Source organism: Pseudomonas thivervalensis (assembly GCF_001269655.1).
Taxonomy (GTDB): domain Bacteria; phylum Pseudomonadota; class Gammaproteobacteria; order Pseudomonadales; family Pseudomonadaceae; genus Aquipseudomonas; species Aquipseudomonas thivervalensis.
Window position 1 is genome coordinate 610131 of record NZ_LHVE01000020.1, and the last position, 19511, is coordinate 629641.

At 63.2% G+C, this 19511-nt stretch carries 14 protein-coding genes; 3 read left to right on the plus strand and 11 right to left on the minus strand.

Features of this window, described 5'->3' with window-relative positions:
* Positions 1–147: 147 nt before the first annotated feature.
* The 4 genes from AD659_RS27685 to AD659_RS27700 are packed head-to-tail and all read right to left on the minus strand — an operon-like array spanning position 148 to position 6111.
* Positions 148–2067, minus strand: coding sequence for a heavy metal translocating P-type ATPase (locus AD659_RS27685; RefSeq protein WP_053126742.1), 1920 nt, complete (start codon positions 2065–2067; stop codon positions 148–150).
* A complete protein-coding gene (gene hflK / locus AD659_RS27690; protein WP_053126744.1) occupies positions 2064–3116 on the minus strand; it encodes a protease modulator HflK in 1053 nt (350 codons plus the stop codon). The genes AD659_RS27685 and hflK overlap by 4 nt, the downstream gene beginning before the upstream one ends.
* The gene (gene hflC / locus AD659_RS27695; RefSeq protein WP_053126746.1) at positions 3113–4153 is read right to left on the minus strand and encodes a protease modulator HflC; all 1041 of its coding nucleotides are present in this window, start codon (positions 4151–4153) and stop codon (positions 3113–3115) included. Before hflC ends, hflK begins: the two co-directional genes overlap by 4 nt.
* Complete coding sequence (locus AD659_RS27700) at positions 4150–6111, minus strand: protease modulator HflK (protein WP_053126748.1); 1962 nt, start codon at positions 6109–6111, stop codon at positions 4150–4152. The genes hflC and AD659_RS27700 overlap by 4 nt, the downstream gene beginning before the upstream one ends.
* 221 nt (positions 6112–6332) lie before the next feature.
* On the opposite strand from AD659_RS27700, the gene lpdA reads away from it, so the two are divergent.
* Positions 6333–7733: a dihydrolipoyl dehydrogenase gene (gene lpdA / locus AD659_RS27705; RefSeq protein ID WP_053126750.1), complete on the plus strand. Its 1401-nt coding sequence runs from the start codon at positions 6333–6335 to the stop codon at positions 7731–7733.
* Between the two features lie 260 nt (positions 7734–7993).
* On the opposite strand, the gene AD659_RS27710 is transcribed toward lpdA, so the two are convergent.
* The 7 genes from AD659_RS27710 to AD659_RS27740 all read right to left on the minus strand — a co-directional run bounded on the left by AD659_RS27710 (position 7994) and on the right by AD659_RS27740 (position 17204).
* Positions 7994–10144: a hypothetical protein gene (locus AD659_RS27710; RefSeq protein ID WP_053126752.1), complete on the minus strand. Its 2151-nt coding sequence runs from the start codon at positions 10142–10144 to the stop codon at positions 7994–7996.
* The gene (locus AD659_RS27715; RefSeq protein WP_053126755.1) at positions 10131–11324 is read right to left on the minus strand and encodes a DUF3142 domain-containing protein; all 1194 of its coding nucleotides are present in this window, start codon (positions 11322–11324) and stop codon (positions 10131–10133) included. The genes AD659_RS27710 and AD659_RS27715 overlap by 14 nt, the downstream gene beginning before the upstream one ends.
* Before the next feature lie 175 nt (positions 11325–11499).
* On the minus strand, positions 11500–12324 hold the full coding sequence (locus tag AD659_RS27720; protein ID WP_053126756.1) for a class I SAM-dependent methyltransferase: 825 nt from the start codon (positions 12322–12324) through the stop codon (positions 11500–11502).
* Complete coding sequence (locus AD659_RS27725) at positions 12318–13472, minus strand: acyltransferase family protein (RefSeq protein WP_053126759.1); 1155 nt, start codon at positions 13470–13472, stop codon at positions 12318–12320. The genes AD659_RS27720 and AD659_RS27725 overlap by 7 nt, the downstream gene beginning before the upstream one ends.
* Positions 13469–14341, minus strand: coding sequence for a class I SAM-dependent methyltransferase (locus AD659_RS27730; protein WP_053126761.1), 873 nt, complete (start codon positions 14339–14341; stop codon positions 13469–13471). Before AD659_RS27730 ends, AD659_RS27725 begins: the two co-directional genes overlap by 4 nt.
* Positions 14338–15630: a glycosyltransferase gene (locus tag AD659_RS27735; RefSeq protein ID WP_053126763.1), complete on the minus strand. Its 1293-nt coding sequence runs from the start codon at positions 15628–15630 to the stop codon at positions 14338–14340. Before AD659_RS27735 ends, AD659_RS27730 begins: the two co-directional genes overlap by 4 nt.
* On the minus strand, positions 15624–17204 hold the full coding sequence (locus tag AD659_RS27740; protein WP_053126765.1) for a glycosyltransferase: 1581 nt from the start codon (positions 17202–17204) through the stop codon (positions 15624–15626). The genes AD659_RS27735 and AD659_RS27740 overlap by 7 nt, the downstream gene beginning before the upstream one ends.
* 425 nt (positions 17205–17629) lie before the next feature.
* On the opposite strand from AD659_RS27740, the gene AD659_RS27750 reads away from it, so the two are divergent.
* Together AD659_RS27750 and gmd are read left to right on the plus strand one after the other, a co-directional pair.
* Positions 17630–18544, plus strand: a complete 915-nt coding sequence (locus tag AD659_RS27750; RefSeq protein WP_053127131.1) for a GDP-mannose 4,6-dehydratase — start codon at positions 17630–17632, stop codon at positions 18542–18544.
* Positions 18541–19509 (plus strand): GDP-mannose 4,6-dehydratase, encoded by a 969-nt coding sequence (gene gmd / locus AD659_RS27755; protein ID WP_053126769.1) that lies wholly within the window; start codon positions 18541–18543, stop codon positions 19507–19509. The genes AD659_RS27750 and gmd overlap by 4 nt, the downstream gene beginning before the upstream one ends.
* The last annotated feature ends 2 nt before the right edge of the window (positions 19510–19511 follow it).

The window sequence follows — 19511 nt, forward strand, 5'->3', positions numbered from 1 at the left end:
GTAGACCATGTTAGAAAAATAGCAGGCTATCGAATTTATAGCCTTTTTCTATCGCTGTCCCATATCACTCCCTGTGACGGGTAAATGCTGCGGCGGTATGCCCTCTCCAATAGCAGACTGCACGTGTGACGCGCAGTTCGCCTGAAGTTATTCAACGGTGCCTTTCGCTTGGATCTTGAGCAATGGCTCATGGAACCGCAGCAAGCGCCCGGCATTACCCAAGACTAGCAGGGTACTCAAATTGTGCAGCAATGCTGCGATCATCGCCCCCGCCGCGCCAAGCCACCCGAAGGCGGCAAACGCGACGATGGCCAGTGTCCAGCCCAGGCCGATGATCACGTTGACCTGCAAGGTGCGTCGGCATTGGCGACTCAATCGCACGCAGGTGCCAAGGCGCCGCAAGTCGCTGCCGATCAGCACGATGTCCGACGACGCCAGGGCGATGTCTGCACCGCCCGCGCCCATGGCGACGCCCACCACCCCGGCCTTGAGTGCCAGGGAATCATTGATGCCATCGCCCACCACCATGGGACGGAACCCATGGTCGATTTCAGCCATGACCCGCTTGAGTTTGTCTTCCGGCAAGGCCTGGGCTTGCACGTCGCCGATGCCGACATCCCGGGCCAGGGTCGCGGCCACGCTCTGGCGGTCGCCGGTCAACAATAACTGACGCCCCAGGCCCAACTCGCGCAGCTCGGCCATGGCCACCTGTGCCTCCGGCTTCACGCTGTCGGCCAACAGCAACCAGGCGAGAAACTGCCCGTCCAGGGACAGGCCGGCAATCGGGCCGTCGTGCTCAGGGACTCCGGACGTTGGAATGCCCAACTGTGCAAACAACTCTGGCCGACCGAGCGCCGCTTCGCCCTGGGCTGTCATCGCGACCACCCCCAACCCCTGGCGCTCGCGAATGTCCGTCAGGGCCAGGCCATTGTCCTGCTCCACCAACCCCGCCAAGACACGACTGACCGGATGACTGCTGGCCGACCCCAGGCTGGCGGCCAATGGCAGCAACAACGATGCGTGAACATCCTGGGCACGTTCGATGGATTGCAGGCGCAGCACGCCGTAGGTCAAGGTGCCGGTCTTGTCGACCACCAACGAGGTCAGGTCCGCCAGTTCTTCCAGGAAGGCCGAGCTGCGGATCAGGATCCCGTGGCGCGCCGCCACCGCGATCCCGGCAATGGCGGTGGCTGGCGCCGACAGCACCAACGCGCAAGGACAGGCGGCGACTAATACCGCCAGCATTGCCTGGGCATCATTGGTCACGAACCAGGTCACTGCCGCCAGCAGCAACACCAATACCAGGTAACTGCCAGCGTAGCGCTCCAGCAAGCGGGTGATGGGTGGCTTGGAGCGTTCGGCGTTTTGCATCAGGGCGATGACTTTGCCCAAGGTGGATTCTTCGCCGGTGCGGGTCACTTCCAGGCGCAGCAGGCCATCGAGGTTGATCGCCCCACCAAAGACTTCGGTGCCGACCACCGCCTCCAGCGGCACCGACTCACCGGTAATGGGCGCGGTGTCGAGGCTGGCCTGGCCGGACAGCACCCGACCATCGGCCGGCACCCGGTCACCGGCGCGCACCTCGACGACATCGCCGGGCTGGAGCGTCGCGTTATCGACATCGATGATCGAGCCGTCGGCCTGCACCTTGCGACCCTGGCTGCGGGTCAATTGACCAAGGGCATGGATCGCCTCCTGGGAACCGATGACACTGCGCTCTTCCAGCACATGACCAAAGATCATGATGATCGGCAGCAAGGCCGCCGTCAGCAGATCGCCGGTGGCCCAGGCACCGAGCATCGCCAGGGCGATCAGTTGGTCAGTGATTCCGTGCAAGCTTGGGTAACGCAAGCTGTACCAGGCCGAACGCATCACCGGCACCGCCACCAGCAGCGAGGCGAACCCCAACAGCAGTTGGCTGACACCGCTCTGCTGCGGCGACCAAGCGCGCCATACCAGGCCCAATGCGAGCAAGCCGAGGGCGAGCATCGCCAAGGTCAGTTGCCGAGCGGCGATGCGTTGTTCCGTCGAGGACAACATCGGTGCTGCGGGGGGTTGGGCGGTCATTGGCCGGCTCCCTGGATGATCAGGCGGGAATCGTCTTTCGGGTCGACCGTGGTCACGGAACCGGCCTGGCGAAGGATGGCAGGCATGCGCTCGCGATACAGGCGCAGCAGCATTTGCGGATCGCTGCCTTGGGTCTTCGCCAGGCCAAGCACCGTGGCCGTGTCGGCCGAAGCCTTGGCGAGCCGTTCGCTGGCCTGGGCGTGGGCGACTTGCACGGCACGGTCAGCGTCTTGGCGGGCGGCCTGGGTGAGTTTCTCGGCTTCGGTGCGCGCATTGGCCACGGCTTTGTCGGCCTGCTGGCTGGCGGTCAGCACGGCGTTGAAAGCGCTCACGGCCGGCCCCGGCAGACTCGATTGCACGTCGACCCGCACCACCTCGATGCCTAACCCCTGCCCCGTCGCTGCCAAGTCGGCCAAGCGTCGGTTAAGCCCCTGCACCAGATCACCCCGCAAGCGTTCACGACGCTCGGCGGCCTGGTTGTCGCTGCCCATCAGTTCCGGGCGAGCCACCAGAATCGTGTCGAGGTCCCGGGCCGCGGTCAGGGCGACGGCGCTGCGGGTCGCCAACCGGTCCAAGGCCGGCAGGACATGTTCACCTTGCAGGACGAAGGCGTAAGGGTCGGTGACTTTGTAGAACACCCGCACATCCAGTTGCACCACACCAGCATCACCGGTCAGTAAATAACCAGAACCAGCCAACGCATCGCTGACCGGCGTGGCGAAACTGGCGACACGATCAGCTTGCAGGGCCGCGTCCGAGCGCAGCAGATTTTCCACTCGCCGCTCAAGCACCCGATCCGCCGCTGGCAGCAGGATCACTTGTTCCACTGGACGCGGCCAGGCCAACAAGAGGCCGGCATTCTGGATTCGATCCAAGGCGCCAAAGTGCAGCACCACTGCGCGATTCTGCGGGTCGATCTGCCGCACATTGGAGAACACCCAGGCCAACGCCGCCAACACCGTGACGGCGTAAAGCGCCAGGAACGCCAGGCGCCCAGCCTGGATCCAGGGGCTGGACAATTCATTTGTTCCACGTGGAACCACACTCATGGTTGTGTTCCACCTTTGCCTTCCACGGAAGCAGGGCCGTCTACCAGTACACGGAATGGCGCCGCATCGGTGCGCAAAATCAATTTCGTGCCTGGGCTGACAATGGTGCCCAAGGTGTCCAGCGAACGGAGCAGGTTGTAGAGCTGCGGAGAGCCCGCGTATGCCCGGCCGTAAATTTCCGCCGCCTCTACCCGGGATTGCGCTTCGATGTCCGCGGCTTTCACCGTGGCATCGGCTTGCACAACGCGCGCATCACGTTCCGCAGCGGAGTGAATCTGCGCCGCTTCGCGCTTGCCGATGGCGGTGCGTTCGGTGGCGATGGTCTCGCGCTCGGCCCGCATGCGATCCACCGTCGCGGTCAGCGTCACCGACGGCAAGGTCAGGCGCTCGATACCGACTTGCAACACCCGCACGCCGTAAGTGGTGAGCAACTGTTGATCGATCTGCTGACGCAACTGGGCTTCGAAATCGGCGATGCGCACTTGGCTGGCATCGGTGTTGACCAGGTTCGCCAAGTCAAAGCTGGCGGCCGTGGTTTCCAACGCCGAGCCGACGAACGTGCGAATCTGTCGCGCCGCTTCGTCCGGTTGGTTCTGTACCGCACGCATGAAACGCTGCACGTTGTCCGGGTCGCCCTGCACCTGCCAAGCCACGTACGCCTGGACGATGATCCGCAGTCCGTCGCGGGTGCCGACATCCTGCAGGCCGCTGGACGTGGTGCGCAATCGCAGGTCCACCGGAATCGCCGCCTCGAACGGTGCCGGCCAGCGCCATCCCAGACCGGGTTGCAACAGCACCCGGGCCGGATTACCGAAACGGGTGATGACCGTGGCCTCCCCCGAACGCACTTGCACCAGGCTCGCGGCGGCGACGGCAAATGCCACCAACAGCACCGCCCAGCCCATCCGCCGCCAGGGAAACGGACCGGCTTGCTGCGGGTCGCCATGATGGTGGTGATGATGACCAGGGTGATGACCGCCGTGACCGTGATCGTGACCGGCGTGGTCGTGGTGACCGTGTGAAGAGGACTGGCTCAATGGGCAGCTCCTGGTGGGACAGGGTTACGCGGCGACGCGGGGTCGGCCGGCAGCGTGAAGGTACGCAAGTCGATGGTCGGCGCGTTGCTGCTGCCGCCCAGGCGATGATCGAGAATCAGCAACTGGGCATTGCCGAGTCCCTGGCTCAGTTGACTCAAGTAATGTTCCAGCACAAAAGCGTGCCCCGCCGTGGCGTAGGCTTTGCGGTCGGCGTTGAAACGCAAATCGGCAGCCTGGGCGGACGCGTTGATTTCCTCGGCGGTGGCAGTGGCCTGGTCGTGGGCGATGCTGGCTTGCAACTGCGCCTGATTGGTCTGTTCTGCCGCCGCACCACGCTCGCGGGCAATCAAGGCCTGGGCGCCGATCTGCGCTGCCTGCACGCCGTGGTAGGCATTGGCCGCACCGGCCGGCGGATGAATCGCCTCCACCACCGTCGCCAGAATTTCCACGCCACTGTCGAGCGATTGCAAATCCGCCTGGACGGCGCGACCGATTTCTTCGGCCAGGCTGACACGGTCCGCGCCCAGCAAACCATCCAACGTGCGCGAAGCAAATTCATGTACCAAAATGCGGCTGGCGGTACTGCGAATCAATGTCGGCACATCGGCGCTGTTATAGGTAGCCGCCAATGCCGCGGCGTCAGTCAGGCCGATGCGATAGACAAACCGTACGTCCATGTTGACGATCTGGAAGCTCTGCTGGTCGGCACGACGACTGGCAATGACCTGGGATTTGTCGTTCACATGGCTGGCGTCCCACAATCGATTGGCAACTGCCGGCGCCGGCCCTTCCGCCGGTTCAGCCTCGGTAACGGTCCGACTGTCCGTGACGCTGGTTGCCAGTTCATGTACGACGCCATTCTCGATGTTCAGTACCCTGCCCCACGGCCAAGGCAACGCAACGTGCAAGCCTGGGCCGAACACCGCCACCGGTTTTCCAAAGCGCTCATAGATGCCCCGCCCCTGCAGCGGCACTTCGTGCACGCCCGTCAGCAACCAACCAACCAGCGACACCAGCGCCAACACCGGCAAAAAAGCCCGGCGCATGTAGCTGAAGGCCCAGATCTGGCGCAGGTCGATGCCGAAACGGTTGTGCAGTTCATGCTGCAAGGCCAGCAGCGGTTGCGGCGGCCAGCGCAGCAGATCGGCGATGACACTGCGCCCCAACAGCGTCGGCTCCAGGGTGTCCCGGCGTGGGATGAACAACGACAGCACCGCGCGCAGCAACAATTCCGCCGCCACCAGCCCGGGCAACAACCCCATCAGCACCGCCAGGCGCAGCGGCCAGAGGGACGTTTCGGTGGAGAACAGCAAGCACAAGGCGCCGAGCACCAACACGATGATCGCCACCCGCGTGAGTTGCGCCAGCGGTGGCGCTTCCGGCCATTCCACGGGGGATTGCTGGGCCAATTGTCGCTCGAACACCAATAACCCGAACGCCAACAACAGCGACAGCACCGCCCCCACACTGGCCGAGACGCCGAGGGTTGCAGCGGGCAGTTGCAAGTCCCAGGCCTGCTCCAGGCTCAGCAATACCAGCACCGCCCAACCGGCCAGCCACAGCGTAGGCGCACCGATTTGCTTGAGCAGGCCGACCGAACGGGCGCCGACGCGGTCCAGCAACCGCTCATACCACCCCTGGTTATCAACAGGCTCGTTTTCAGTCGGCAGGTTATCCACAGCCGGCAACAGCGCCCTGCTGCGCCACTGCGTCACCCACCAGGCGGATTGCAAGCCAGCCACCAGCACCAACAACCCCGCACCTTGGCTGACCAACAAGACCGGCCACAGCGATTGGGGTGAAAACACTCCGATAAAAAACGCCAACACCAGGCCCAGGCCCGCCACGCCTCCCAAGGCGAAGGCGATCCGCTTCAAGCGGCGCCCTTGAAACGACGCTCGCTGCAAACGCGGCCATTCGGCCACTTGTGCTCCCTCGATATCTAGATCGACTTGCATACCACCCCAGCACTTGTGGCGATCAAAATCCGGGCCCGTGGACAGACGCCACCGACGCTCTGTTATATGCCGTTACCTTATAACGATTGCTGTGAAATTTCCGTTTTGAATTCTTCATGACAACGCGTGTGCCGGCCTCTTGACTTAAGCCTTGACCGAAATCTCCGGAAACGCTCATATTACGCGCATAATTTTTTATCAGGCCAAGCGGGAGAACAGCGATGAGCAACTACGACGTGGTCATTCTGGGCGGCGGCCCTGGCGGGTATAACGCGGCGATTCGGGCCGGGCAGTTGGGGTTGAAGGCCGCCTGTGTCGAAGGCCGAGCCACGCTGGGCGGCACCTGCCTGAACGTCGGCTGCATGCCCTCCAAGGCATTGCTGCACGCTTCGGAACTGTACGAAGCGGCCACGGGAACGGAGTTCGCCAACCTGGGCATTGAAGTCAGCCCCACGCTCAATCTTGCGCAGATGATGAAGCAGAAAGACGAAAGCGTGGCGGGCCTGACCAAGGGCATCGAGTTCCTGTTCCGCAAGAACAAGGTCGACTGGATCAAAGGCTGGGGCCACATCGACGGGCCAGGCAAGGTGACCGTCACCGGCGACGATGGCACCAAGACCGATCTGAGTGCCAAAGACATCGTCATCGCCACCGGCTCGGAACCCATGCCGTTGCCAGGCGTGGCCATCGACAACCAGCGCATCCTTGACTCCACCGGCGCCTTGTCCCTGAGTGAGGTGCCCCGGCATCTGGTGGTGATCGGCGCGGGTGTCATCGGCCTGGAGCTGGGTTCGGTCTGGCGGCGGCTGGGCGCCCAGGTGACCGTAGTGGAATACCTCGATCGCATCTGCCCGGGCGTGGACGGCGAGGCCGGCAAGACCTTGCAACGGGCCTTGGCTAAACAAGGCATCCAGTTCAAGTTGAGTTCGAAAGTCACCGGCGCCGCCACCTCCGCCAGCGGCGTGCAACTGCAGGTCGAACCGGCGGCGGGCGGTGAAGCACAGACCCTGGACGCCGATTACGTCCTGGTCGCCATCGGTCGTCGGCCTTACACACAAGGACTGGGGCTGGAGAACGTCGGGTTGAGCACCGATAAACGCGGCATGCTCGCCAACCAGCGTCACCGCACCGAAGCCCCCGGCGTCTGGGTCATCGGTGATGTGACGGCCGGACCGATGCTGGCCCACAAGGCCGAAGACGAAGCCATGGCCTGCATCGAACAGATCGCCGGCAAGGCCGCCGAGGTCAACTATGCGCTGATCCCCAGCGTCATCTATACCCGTCCGGAACTGGCCAGCGTCGGCAAGACCGAGGAACAACTCAAGGCTGAAGGCCGCGCCTACAAGGTCGGCAAGTTTCCGTTCACGGCCAACAGCCGGGCCAAGATCAACCACGAGACCGAAGGATTCGCCAAGGTCCTGGCCGATGAACGCACCGATGAAATCCTTGGCGTGCACCTGGTGGGCCCGAGTGTCAGTGAGATGATCGGTGAGTACTGCGTGGCCATGGAGTTCAGCGCCTCGGCCGAGGACATCGCCCTGACCTGCCACCCCCACCCTACCCGTTCGGAGGCGTTGCGCCAGGCGGCCATGAATGTGGAGGGAATGGCGACGCAGATGTAGGAACAACGCAAAGCGGGAATGAACACTTTTTTGTGGCCAGGGATTGCTCCCGCCGGAGCGCGTCTGTAGGAGCTGTGTAGGAGCTGACGAGTGCAACGAGGCTGCGATCTTTCCCCATACGCTTGAATCTCAAGCGAAAGATCAAAAGATCAAAAGATCAAAAGATCAAAAGATCAAAAGATCGCAGGCTTCGCCAGCTCCTACAGAGCCGAGCGGGAGCAAGCTCCCTCGCCACAGGCGGTGTTCGGCTGGCCGTTAGCTTAGCTGGCCGACATCCGCACCTTGCGCCGGCGCCGGCTGATCAATCCCAACGCCACCGCCGCCACCAACACGGCCCCGCCCACTTCCAGCCAGATCTTGTAAGGCCGCAGCGTCGAGCGAATCGGGTCCAGGGCCTGGGTCACGTAGCGTTTGTTCGCTGTGCCGAATTCCGGTTCCTGGCATTGATGACCAAAATCCCCGGCCCACTCCACGTACGGGCCTTCCTTCACATAGCGCTGATACAGCGCGCTTTGCTCTTCAAGGCTGGAGTTGTAGCCCACCGCCTTGCACAGCACCGCCGCGAACGCCTGGCTGGTATGCGGCAGATAATCCGCTGCCTGGCTCGCCAATGCCGTGGCGACAAACCGATAGTGGTAACGCACGTCCGGCTGCGCGGCGCTGGCCTGCTGGCGCTGCAGTTCACCTTCAGCCACCAGCGGCCCGACGTTCAGCTCGACCGGCTCCAGGCTGTAATTGCCGCCCAGGCTGGCGTAATCCGGCGCCATCTCATAGCCGAGCAGCTCCATGCCCCATTTGCGGGCCATCCGGGACGCATTGAAATACGCCTCGGCCCGTCGGGTTGGCCACCATTTGGACTCCGCGTCCTGGCGCAATCGCCCATAGGTGCGGGCCTTTTCCTGCAGCTCCGGGTTATCGAAATAAGCCGGCGCCTCATCGAAGCGCCCTTCCCTCAGCAAACGCCGCCCCAGCAGATTGCGCAGACTCGCGGCCACGGGCAGCGGCACGTAGTTGTCCCGATCCGCCTGGCTCAACGCCGGTGGCGCCGGGACTTGGGCGTCGACGTACTGCTTGAGCTCCTCCACCGTGAGCACCCGCTCGGCGACGGCGGCGGCGTCGTACCAATAGTTGCCCTGGCCGCGATAGAGCTGATCGAAGGCTTGCAGGTAATCGCCGCGCTGCAAGGCCAGGATCGCGCTTTCACCTTCGACCCGGCACTTGGGCTGCACCGACTCGTAGTTCCAATCCGGCGTGCGCCGGCTGCCCCAGGATTCATCGTTCGGGAAAGCCTGGGCAGCCTTGGCATAAGCCGCCGCCGCGGCCACTTTATCGCCGTCGCGCAAGGCCAGCTTGGCGCGCACCCACCACGCCAGGCCGGTGTCGACAGCCTTTTGTACAAAGGCCTGGGCGCTGGCGTAATCGCCGTGCTGGTAACTCACCGCGGCCAAACGGTCGGCATCGTCCAGGTTGTCCCGGGCGCTGGCCTGCAACAGTTCGAACAGCCTTTTCTCGCCAGAGGGTTCTTCACCGTCCCACCAGCCGACACGGCTGAGCAGGTAGGCGGTGACCAATCGCTGCACCGCCTTGGTTTTGAGCAATTCACTCAAGCGCTCATCCGACTGGACGCTCAAATCTCCGGCCAATTGCAGCAACGAGCTGTAGCCGACCGGAGACCCTTGCAGGTTCTGGATCGCATACAGGCCGATGGCACTGTCCCAATCATCAGCGGTGTAGGCCACCCGGGCCTCCTCGCCGAGGCTGGCGATGCCCAATTCCAGCGGGTCGCTGAAGCCGGCAATGCTCAACTCCCGAGCCTGGCGAAACGCCGCTCGCGCCTGATCCTGCAAGGCCACAGGGTCGCCGCTACCCGCCTCGGTGCTCACGGCGAACAAGGCCCGCCCCAGGGAATACGCGGCCCAGGTGCTGCGCAACCGACGTTGATCAGCCGGTAATGCCAGCAATTGCTGAAAGGCTTCCACGGCGCGCTGATGCTCACCGATATTGAAAGCCGCCGCGCCGAGCGCATACAGGCGCAGCTCGTCCGGCAGATTCGCCGCCTCAGCCGCCACCTGGTCGATGTCGGTCAGCGCCCGCAAGCGCTCCACCACCGCTTGCTGCGGCGGGGTCAGGCCAATCTGCTCGGCCTTGCTGCGTTGCTCCACGTAGGAAGGCAGGTCGTCATAGCTGTAGTCCGGGTTGCGCGTCGCCTCGGTGGCCGGCTTAAGCCCGGCAATCACCTGGCCGAGACGGCTGACTTCGAAGCGAAAGCTGCCTTCGGGCAACTCCGCCAGCGTCTGGGCGCGGTTATCCAGCAGGCGCATCGGGAAATCCGGCCCGCAGGCCAGCGCCGGGCCCAGCGGCAGGCAAAGACTCAGGCACAGCAGGTGACGAGGCCACTTACGGGTAAACATTGAAACCTCCTTGGTCAATTTTCGTACAGCGCGCCCAGCCGATTGCCCGTTGGCTACCCGCCGCCAAGCGGCCTTCCTGAATGCGGGTGAAGGTAAGCAGTCCGGGGGTTTGTTGCAACGTATAACCGGCCAAGGCATCGACGCCGTCACATGCGCCGACAGCAAGGGTCAGGCGCTGAGGCCAGGGGCTGTCGAGATTGCCCTGGTTGACCAGGCGGATATCGTACAAACCGCCCTGCTCCGCCCACTGCAACGCCAGGCGACTGTCCAAGTGATCGCCCCGAGCGACAGCGCCGAGCGTGGTCAGGCTCCACGCCCGACGGTCGCCGGCCAGGGGCAGGCGAAACCAGATCAGCCCGGCGAGATGTCGCGGCGGATCAGCCCGCAGATCCGTTGCAAGCCCGGCCACGTGTTGCGGATCGGCCAGCAACTCCCGACGCTCGCCACCGCGGTCGATCGGCACCTCGCTTTCCACCACCGGCACGCCGCTCTCCTGGGTCAGCAGCGCCACGCCGTAGGCCGGCAGGGCCAGATAAAACGGCTTGGTGGTGATGTCACCCCAGCGTAGCGCCCACTGCCGGGCCTGTTTCGGATCGAACAGGCCTTGCCGAGGATCGCTCACCGCATGGACCTGCAGCACACTGCTGTCCACCGCATCCAACACCCCCGACAATGCAGGACTGTCGAGCCAGGCCGGTAGCGCCGTGATGCTGAGCCGCAGGTCGGCCGGCAGGATGTGCCGCAGTTGGGCGAGGAAATTTCCATAGGCCGGCAGCCGTGCATTGCCAGCATCGTGGTCGATCTCCACGCCCACCGGGGCCAGGCCTTGGGCCTGCCAATCGCCCAGCACTTGCTGGATTTGCGCGATGACCTCGTCCTGGTCCAGGGCCTTGAGCTGGCCGTCCAGGCGAATCACGGCGATCAGCGGACGACCGTCCGCCTTGAGCAGGGCTGGATCGATCCGCGCACGGCGCCAGCCCGCCCCGGGAAACGCCTGCAACGCCAGCACTCGTAGCGTAGAGAAATCGCCGCGACTTTGGAGCAACGCCTGCCCGTGGGCCGGGGTCCATTGGCGTTGCCAAATGTAGAGCTGTTGATCGAGGGCCGGGGCCGGAGGTTGTTCGCAGGCCCCCAGAAGCAACACGGCGAGGACCAGGAAGAGCCGGGAAAAAACAGTCATGAAGCCTTACCACTCATAAAGCCCGGCAGATTACGCCACTCGGATCCTAGCGAATACCTGTGGCGAGGGAGCTTGCTCCCGCTTGGGTGCGCAGCGCCCACCAAAAGGGGTCGCTGCGCAACCCAGCGGGAGCAAGCTCCCTCGCCACAGTAAGCACCATCACTACAAGGGGGTGTTATGAAAGCGCGCCAGGCTTACGCGCAATAATCACCTGACTCTTGGCCACCACCGCGTCCAGCGCCTGCTTGATCTGCGCACCGCGTGGCGAACTCAGCACCGCTTGCCAAGTGTCGGCCCAATGCTTGAGCAATGGATGGTCGGGGTTGCTGAAATCGACCTTGGCTTCCCAGAACAGCAACATCCACATCGACCAGTAGAAACCGTATTGGCTGTGGCTCAATACCTCCAGCCCGGCCTCGCTGACCATCGCCTTGAACTGCTCTTCGCTGATGATGCGAATGTGGTTGGGTTTGCGGAAGTACTCCGGCGCGGCGATGTCTTTTTGCAGGTCTTCGGAGCTGGGGTGCGGCACGCTCAGCAAGTACAGCGCACCGGGCTGGCCGACCCTTACCAGCTCGGCGAGGAACTGCGCCGGGTCGTCGACGTGCTCGATGACTTCGGTGGACACCACTCGGGTAGCCGTGGCATCGGCAATCGGCAGCGGGTTGCAGTCGGTCACGTGGCACTCGACTTCGCGCGCGGGGGTGTCGCTCAAGCGCTGGCGAGTGGCTTCGACCTTGGCCGCGTCGATGTCGGCGATGATGATCTTCGCCCCACGCATGCCACAAAAATGCACGTTGCCACCATCGCCGCAACCCACGTCCAGCAGCGTGTCTTCAGGCGTCACCGGGAACCCTGTGAACAGTTCGCCGGTTTGCTGGTTGAACCAGCCGCTGAGCATCGCATCGTGCAGCCCGAGCATATACGGGTCGACTTTCTCGGCGACCGGCTCGGCGGACGCGGGCGCGCCCGTGGTGAGTTTCTTCAAAAGGCTCAGCATGACGGGGCTCCAGAGGCAGGAAGGACGGTTCGGGCGGCGGACAGGCGTTCAACCAACCGGGCACCACGATTGCGCATGGGCATTTCGACCCAGCGGTAGTTGAGTTCGCTCAATAGCCCGATCAGCAACAACGCACAGGCCAAGGCCGGCCAGGGATGGCTTGCCGGGTCCGGCGAGCCCAAGGGGGCGAAACGAAACCACAACTCGCGCAGCAGGAAAAACACCGGGATGTGGATCAGGTAGATCCCATAGGAACGACTGCCCACCCAGGTCAGCGCCGTTTTCAATCGACCGCGGGGCAACAGGTAATCCCGATCATAGGAGGCCACCCAGACCAGCACGGCGCTGAGTACGGCAATGACCCCGAGACGGTAGAACGACAAATTGAAGTGCTCAGTCGCGATCCAGGCCATCACGCTGCCAAGGCCCAGCACCAGCAGCACACCCAACGGCGGGCGGCGAAACCAGGTGGGCTCGAAGCGCCAGTAGCTGGCCTGCAGGCTCCAGATCGACAACAACACGCCCAGCGCCAAGGCATCGGTACGAATCACCGACAGCCACAGCGCCCGCCAGGTAAAGAACTGCACCAGCACCACCGCCAGCAACACCCACGCCAGGTAGCGACGCGAGACGAACACCAGCAGCGGCAGGATCAGATAGAACTGCTCTTCCAACGACAGCGTCCAGTACACGAAGCTCGCGCCGTACTCATAGTGCATGAACGCATCGGCAAAGCGCAGGTTGGCAAATTGCAGGAAACCGGCCAGGGTCGCCTGCAGGTTGGCCTGCACGCTGCCGAACGCGCCGGAGCGGTTGAGGAAGAACACCGCGAACAGCACCAGCAGCAGCCAGAGCCAGGCCGACGGCAACAGGCGAAACGCCCGGCGAATCCAGAAGTCCCGGGTGACCGCCCAGAATTGCCGGGGGTTGTCGCAGCGCCGCAATTGCGGGATCAGGCTGCGCCCGATGACGAACCCGGAAATCGCGAAGAACAGGTCCACGCCCCACCACAGCTGGAAACTGTCGGACAGGGCCGCCAGGCGCGGCCAGCCGCCAGGAAACGGCATGCCTTGCAGGTGATGGAACAGCACGCCGATGACCGCAACGGCGCGCAGCAACTCGATGTCCAGGATCCGCTTGCTGCTCATGAAGGGCTCCCGGAAGAAGGATCGGGTTTACGCGCGATGATGACCTGGCTCTTGGGCATGAACCGGTCCAGCACCTGCTTGATTGCCAAGCCGTCGGGTTGCGTCAGTACGTCCCGCCAGAGGCCCGCCCAGCGCTCCATCAACGGTGGATACGGCGCCTGGATACGGTCCCGCACAGCGCCCTCTAGCTCCCGGCCTGCCGCCTGTTCGCTGGCCCAGAAGAAAATCATGCCCATGACCCAGAAAAATCCGCTGGCCTGGCGGTGCTCGATCACCAGCCCGGCACCCTCCACCAGCGCGGCGAATCGTTCGGCAGTGAAAATCTGCACGTGGTTGGGCGCTTGAAAATAGCCCGGCGGCGCGATGCCTTGCTGCAAATGCTCACCCACCGAGGCCGGCACGCTGAGTAGGTACTGCGCCCCGGGCCGGCCCATGCGCACCAGTTCGGCCATGAACGGCTCCGGCTCGTGGATATGCTCGAGCACCTCCATGCAGACGATCTTGTTCGCACAGCCATCGGCCAGGGGCAGCGGCAGGCTGTTGCTGACCAGGCCCAGGAACGGCGCGGTGGCCCGGGCTTCGACTTGGCGGGCCAGGTCGCGCACCTTGTCCTGTTCGCTGTCGGTAAAGATCACGGACGCGCCCTGGCGCATTGCAAACAGGGTCGCCACGCCTTCGCCGCAGCCGACATCCAGCAATGTATCCTCGGCCGTGATGGCAAAGCCCTTGAGCAACTCACCGGTTTCACTGCGAAACCAACCGTCGAGCATCGCGTCATAGAGGCCGACATCACGGGGTGAAGCGGCCACCGTCACGGGTGGCGAAGGTTCGACCGGTGGCCTGAGCCCCGCCAGCCATCGGCGGATCATGACAGCTGCGCGTTCCCGCGCCGCTTGAGTATGTCGTCGAAAAACGCCCGCAGACGCTGCTCGGCATTGGCCTGACTGCAGAATGTCTCCAGGCTGCGCACGGCGTGGGCCGACATCCGGCGGTAACGCTCAGGGTCGTTTTTGGCCACGTCATAACTGGCGCGATAGGCCGAGCACAACGAGTCCCAATCGGTGACATACCGCAGGGTCCGGTAGGCGGCACGCGGGTCGTGGGGCCAGGCGGTCAGTTCTTCGGTCGAGTCCACCACGAAGGCATTGTCGTGGTCGATGTAGTCAGCCATTGCCGTGTTCAGCGGCGCAATCGCCGGGCGACCGCAGGACATGAACTCCATCAACGGCAGGCATTGCCCTTCCCCATAGGAACTGTTGACCACATACCGGGTGGCTTCCACCAGTCGCTCGTAGTCCGCGTCCGCCAGATATCCATGTATCAGCACGATGCGGCAGCGGTACGACTGGTTCTTGTAGACGTGGTGAAGCATGTCGGTCAGCGCGGCGGTGACGTCGTGATGCGTCAACTTGAGTACCAAGGTTGCGTCGGCAACGTCGCGGAATGTCGTGCAAAACGCGCTGATCATGTCCTTCCAGTTCTTGCGGCCGTCGTAAGGATTGAACACGGAGGTGTAGATCACACCGTCCAGCAGTAACTCGCAATCCTCGGCCGGGCCGTCCAGCACCAGCGGCGTGCCGGCATGATGCGCCGGTGGGCCATAAGGCCGCAGGTCGGTGGTGCGGCTGTCGATCAACAGGCCACGCAATTGCAGGCGCATGTGATCCACCGTCGGTCGCTGGGCCAGCACCGCACCGCGTGCGGCAAAGCGGTCCCATACTGGCGCGGCGATGGCGGCGACGGGGAAGTCCGCCCCCATCACCTCTCGAACGGTTTTGACGGTGAAGCTGGAATGGGTGATCGCCATGCCGGTTGCGCCCAGGACCACTCGCCAATCGTGCCGGGGTTCGCCCTGCCAGCTTTCAGTGGGAATGGTGCTGAACTCCCAAGCGAATACTGGGATCGTCGGGCAAACGTAGTGGGCGGCGGTGCGATGAGGGGGCGAAAACGACAGGAAGATGCATTCTTCGCCACGCGCCCGGCAATCGGCATATAGCTGATCGACCTCTTCGTCAGGCCGGGTCACTTCGACGACCTGCCCCAACCGCTCCAGCACCGGGCGAAACTCCTTGAGCACGAAGTAATAGCTGTATTCGGGCTTGCCGAGGTTTTCCAGGATGTTGCTCTGGTTGGTTTCCGAATAAATGATGATCAACATGAGGCGATACCTGCCTGAACCGCCAATGACAGCCCGTCATCGCAGCCTGGCGCCGCGATGAAATCCGCCAGGCGCTGCTGCACCGGGGCGAACCCGCAATAACGGCGCATCCGCTCGCTCGCGGCAACGGCCATGGCCTGGTAGGCCTGCGGCTGGTGCTTGGCCATGGCATAACTCTGCTCATAGGCGAGCTTCAATGAACCCCAGTCGGGTCGATGGCGCAGGGTGCGATACAAAATACGTGAGTCTTCCGGCCAGATCGTCGGTTCACGGCTGGACTTGACGATGAAAGCCACCTCGGCGTCGATGTAATCACGCATCGCCGTGTGGTCCGGCGCGATGACCGGCCGAGCGCAGGACATGAACTCCATCAACGGCAGGCACAGGCCTTCGCAGCGGGACGCATTGACGTAGAAACTCGCCGCGCCATACAGCCGGGCGAATTGTTCGTCCTCCAGGTAACCGTGCATCACCACCACCCGGCAACTGAACGGCGACAGTTGCGACAGCAGCGTCAGCAGCTCGACGTAATAGGTCGACAGATCGTTCTGGGTCATTTTCAGCACCAGCGTGGCGTCCTCGACGTCGCGCAGTGCCCAACAGAATGCGGTGATCAACTGATGCCAGTTCTTGCGACCGTCATCGGGGTTGAACACGCTGACGTACACCACCCCGCTGACGTTGGTCTCGACCACCTGGCGGGTGTCCGGCAGAACGGCCTGGGGATGTTCGGAGGGTCCTGGCTCTGGAGCGGCCTCGACGGCCAGCGACGGTCCCCGCAGGATCCTGCTGGCCGCAATGCGAACCGGCCCCGGAATCAGGTCACGAACCGCCTCGCGGTACCAGCTCAGCAGGTTGTGCTTGAACAGCCACACAGGAGCTTGCTCGGCCTTGCCGGTGAAGGCGCGGATGACTTCGCGCAGGTAACGGCGGGAAATGGATGCGCGCCGCCGCCAGGTCAGGGGCTGCGGCTTGGTGGCCGGGTGCGGCGACTCTTCAAGGATCGGTGCGATCAAGCCGTCCGCCGACAGCCCGAGGGGCCGGCTGTCGATGATGCAACCCTTGATCCGCAAAGTCGTTCCCGGGTTGATCGGCAAGCTCGGGTGGCGCTCACGAACCGCTGCGAAACGCTCCCACAGCGGCGTGGGCAACACCAGCACCGGGAAATCCTCGCCCAAGCTCCGACGGATCGCCTCGGCCGTATGGCTGGACAGGGTAATCACCCGGCCATGTCGGGCCAGCGTGCGGCTCCAGTCATGCCTCGGGTCGTCGTCCCAGTGCTCGGCCGGGATCGAATCGAATTCCCAGGCCACCACACAGACCATCGGACAAAGCAGATCCAGCGGGGTCTTGTGAGGAGGGGAAAACGAAAGGAACAAGCAGTCCTGTCCGGCCTGCTGCAACGTTTGATAAAGCGGATCGACCTCGGCGACCGACGACACCACATGCACCGGCCCCAGGCTTTCCAGCACGGGACGATAAGCCTTGAGCACGAAGTAATAGCTGTACTCAGGCCGTCCGAGGCTCTGGCTGATGGAGCGATCATTTACGTCCGAGTAAAGAATGAAATTCATGGCATTCCATCATGGCGCCGCCATCCCGGCAGCCCACTTCATGACGGTCGAGTCACGCATCGAGCCGGCCCGGGGGCCGTCACTCGTGGTTCGTCTTGTTACCCGTCTCGTTCTTGTTTTTGGGGTCCCGCCCTTTGGGTTCGACCCGAAGATCGCAACCAGGAGCAAGCCTGACGTGGGGGCATTCTAAACACATCCGCCAAGGGTTCGTGAACCGCTCGATGTGAATAAACCCGCTATAAATATGAGAACTGACCGGTCACGGTTTGCGCTGTTGAAATTGCTGCGAAATTGGCACAGATTGGCAACCAAACAACTACAACAAACACTTCGCTAAGCTGATCGTTGAGTGAGTTTTCCCAGATTTTACGGAAATTTCCTACTCAATTCGCGATAGACGAAGTCACCGTAGAGGGGGCTTGTGCTTGAAAAAACGTCTGTTCGTTACAGGCCTCGGCGGTTTCGTTGGACGTCACCTCAAATCTCGACTGAACGGTCATGATTCGGCGTGGCAGGTGATGCCTGTCGCCGCGCGCTACGACCTGACGGATGCCAAGACCTTGGAAGGCCTCTGGTCCGAGGTTCCTGACGCCGTGATCCACCTGGCAGGTCAGACATTCGTCCCGGAAGCCTTCCGCGATCCGGCGCGCACCCTGCACATCAACCTGCTGGGCACCTTGAACCTGCTCCAGGCCCTCAAGGCCCGGGGTTTCACCGGCACGTTCCTGTATGTCAGCTCCGGCGATGTCTATGGCCAGGTCGGCGAAGACCAACTGCCGATCACCGAACTGCAATCACCCGCCCCACGCAACCCGTATGCCGTAAGCAAGCTGTCAGCCGAACTGCTGAGCCTGCAATGGGGCATGAGCGAAGGCTGGCCAGTGCTGGTGGCCCGCCCGTTCAACCATATCGGAGCGGGCCAGAAGGACAGCTTCGTCATTGCCAGCGCCGCCCGACAAATCAGCCGGATCAAACTGGGCCTGCAACCGGCGCGGCTGCAAGTGGGCGATATCGACGTGACCCGCGATTTCCTCGATGTCGGCGATGTGATCTCGGCCTACCTGGCCCTGCTGGAAAAAGGCGCCCCGGGGCAGGTCTACAACATCTGCTCGGGCCGCGAGCAGAGCATTCGCAGCCTGATCGAACAACTGGGCGATATCGCCCAGGTCGATGTGCAACTGATCCAGGACCCTGCGCGTCTTCGCCGCGCCGAACAGCGTCGCGTCTGTGGTAGCCCTGCCAAGCTACGACAGGCCACCGGATGGACGCCCGAAACAACAACACAACAATCCTTGCGGGCGATCCTGTCCGACTGGGAGATACGGGTACAACAAGAATGAAAAGTGCATTGATCACAGGGATCACCGGCCAGGACGGCGCGTATCTGGCCAAGTTGCTGCTCGACAAGGGTTACAAAGTCCACGGCCTCGTGGCAAGACGCAGCAGTGACTCGCGCTGGCGGCTGCGAGAGATGGGCATCGAACAGGACATCGTTTACCTGGACGGTGACATGGCCGACGCCTGCTCGGTGCAGCGGGCGGTGATCAAGTCGGCGCCGGACGAGGTGTATAACCTGGCCGCGCAGAGTTTCGTCGCGGCCTCCTGGGACCAACCGGTGACCACCGGTATCGTCGACGGGCTAGGCGTCACGCACCTGCTCGAAGCCATTCGCCAGTTCAGTGCCCAGACTCGTTTCTACCAGGCCTCCACCAGCGAAATGTTCGGCCTGATCCAGGCCGAACAGCAGGACGAACACACCCCGTTTTACCCGCGCAGCCCCTATGGCGTGGCGAAACTGTACGGCCACTGGATCACCGTCAACTACCGGGAAAGCTACGGCCTGCATGCCAGCAGTGGCATCCTGTTCAACCACGAATCACCGCTGCGCGGCATCGAGTTCGTGACCCGCAAGGTCACCGACGCCGCGGCGCGCATCAAGCAGGGCAAGCAGCAGGAATTGCGCCTGGGCAATATCGACGCCAAGCGCGACTGGGGCTTTGCCGGCGATTACGTCGAGGCCATGTGGCTGATGTTGCAACAGGACACCCCCGACGATTATGTGGTGGCCACCGGTATCACCACCACCGTGCGCGAGATGTGCAGGATTGCCTTCGAACATGTGGGCCTGGACTACCGTGACTTCGTCAAGATCGACCCGGCGTTTTTCCGCCCGGCCGAAGTCGAGGTGTTGCTCGGCAACTCGGCCAAGGCCCAACGCGTCCTGGGCTGGAAGCCCCGGACCGACCTCGACACCTTGATCCGCATGATGATGGATGCGGACATGAAACGCGTCGCCAAGGAGTAGGC

Coding starts and splice junctions, on each gene's coding strand:
- AD659_RS27740 (WP_053126765.1), bottom strand. CDS start 17,204: ATGAATTTCATTCTTTACTCGGACGTAAATGATCGCTCCATCAGCCAG.
- AD659_RS27735 (WP_053126763.1), bottom strand. CDS start 15,630: ATGTTGATCATCATTTATTCGGAAACCAACCAGAGCAACATCCTGGAA.
- AD659_RS27715 (WP_053126755.1), bottom strand. CDS start 11,324: ATGACTGTTTTTTCCCGGCTCTTCCTGGTCCTCGCCGTGTTGCTTCTG.
- AD659_RS27710 (WP_053126752.1), bottom strand. CDS start 10,144: ATGTTTACCCGTAAGTGGCCTCGTCACCTGCTGTGCCTGAGTCTTTGC.
- AD659_RS27685 (WP_053126742.1), bottom strand. CDS start 2,067: ATGACCGCCCAACCCCCCGCAGCACCGATGTTGTCCTCGACGGAACAA.
- AD659_RS27730 (WP_053126761.1), bottom strand. CDS start 14,341: ATGATCCGCCGATGGCTGGCGGGGCTCAGGCCACCGGTCGAACCTTCG.
- gmd (WP_053126769.1), top strand. CDS start 18,541: ATGAAAAGTGCATTGATCACAGGGATCACCGGCCAGGACGGCGCGTAT.
- AD659_RS27700 (WP_053126748.1), bottom strand. CDS start 6,111: ATGCAAGTCGATCTAGATATCGAGGGAGCACAAGTGGCCGAATGGCCG.
- AD659_RS27720 (WP_053126756.1), bottom strand. CDS start 12,324: ATGCTGAGCCTTTTGAAGAAACTCACCACGGGCGCGCCCGCGTCCGCC.
- AD659_RS27725 (WP_053126759.1), bottom strand. CDS start 13,472: ATGAGCAGCAAGCGGATCCTGGACATCGAGTTGCTGCGCGCCGTTGCG.
- lpdA (WP_053126750.1), top strand. CDS start 6,333: ATGAGCAACTACGACGTGGTCATTCTGGGCGGCGGCCCTGGCGGGTAT.
- hflK (WP_053126744.1), bottom strand. CDS start 3,116: ATGAGTGTGGTTCCACGTGGAACAAATGAATTGTCCAGCCCCTGGATC.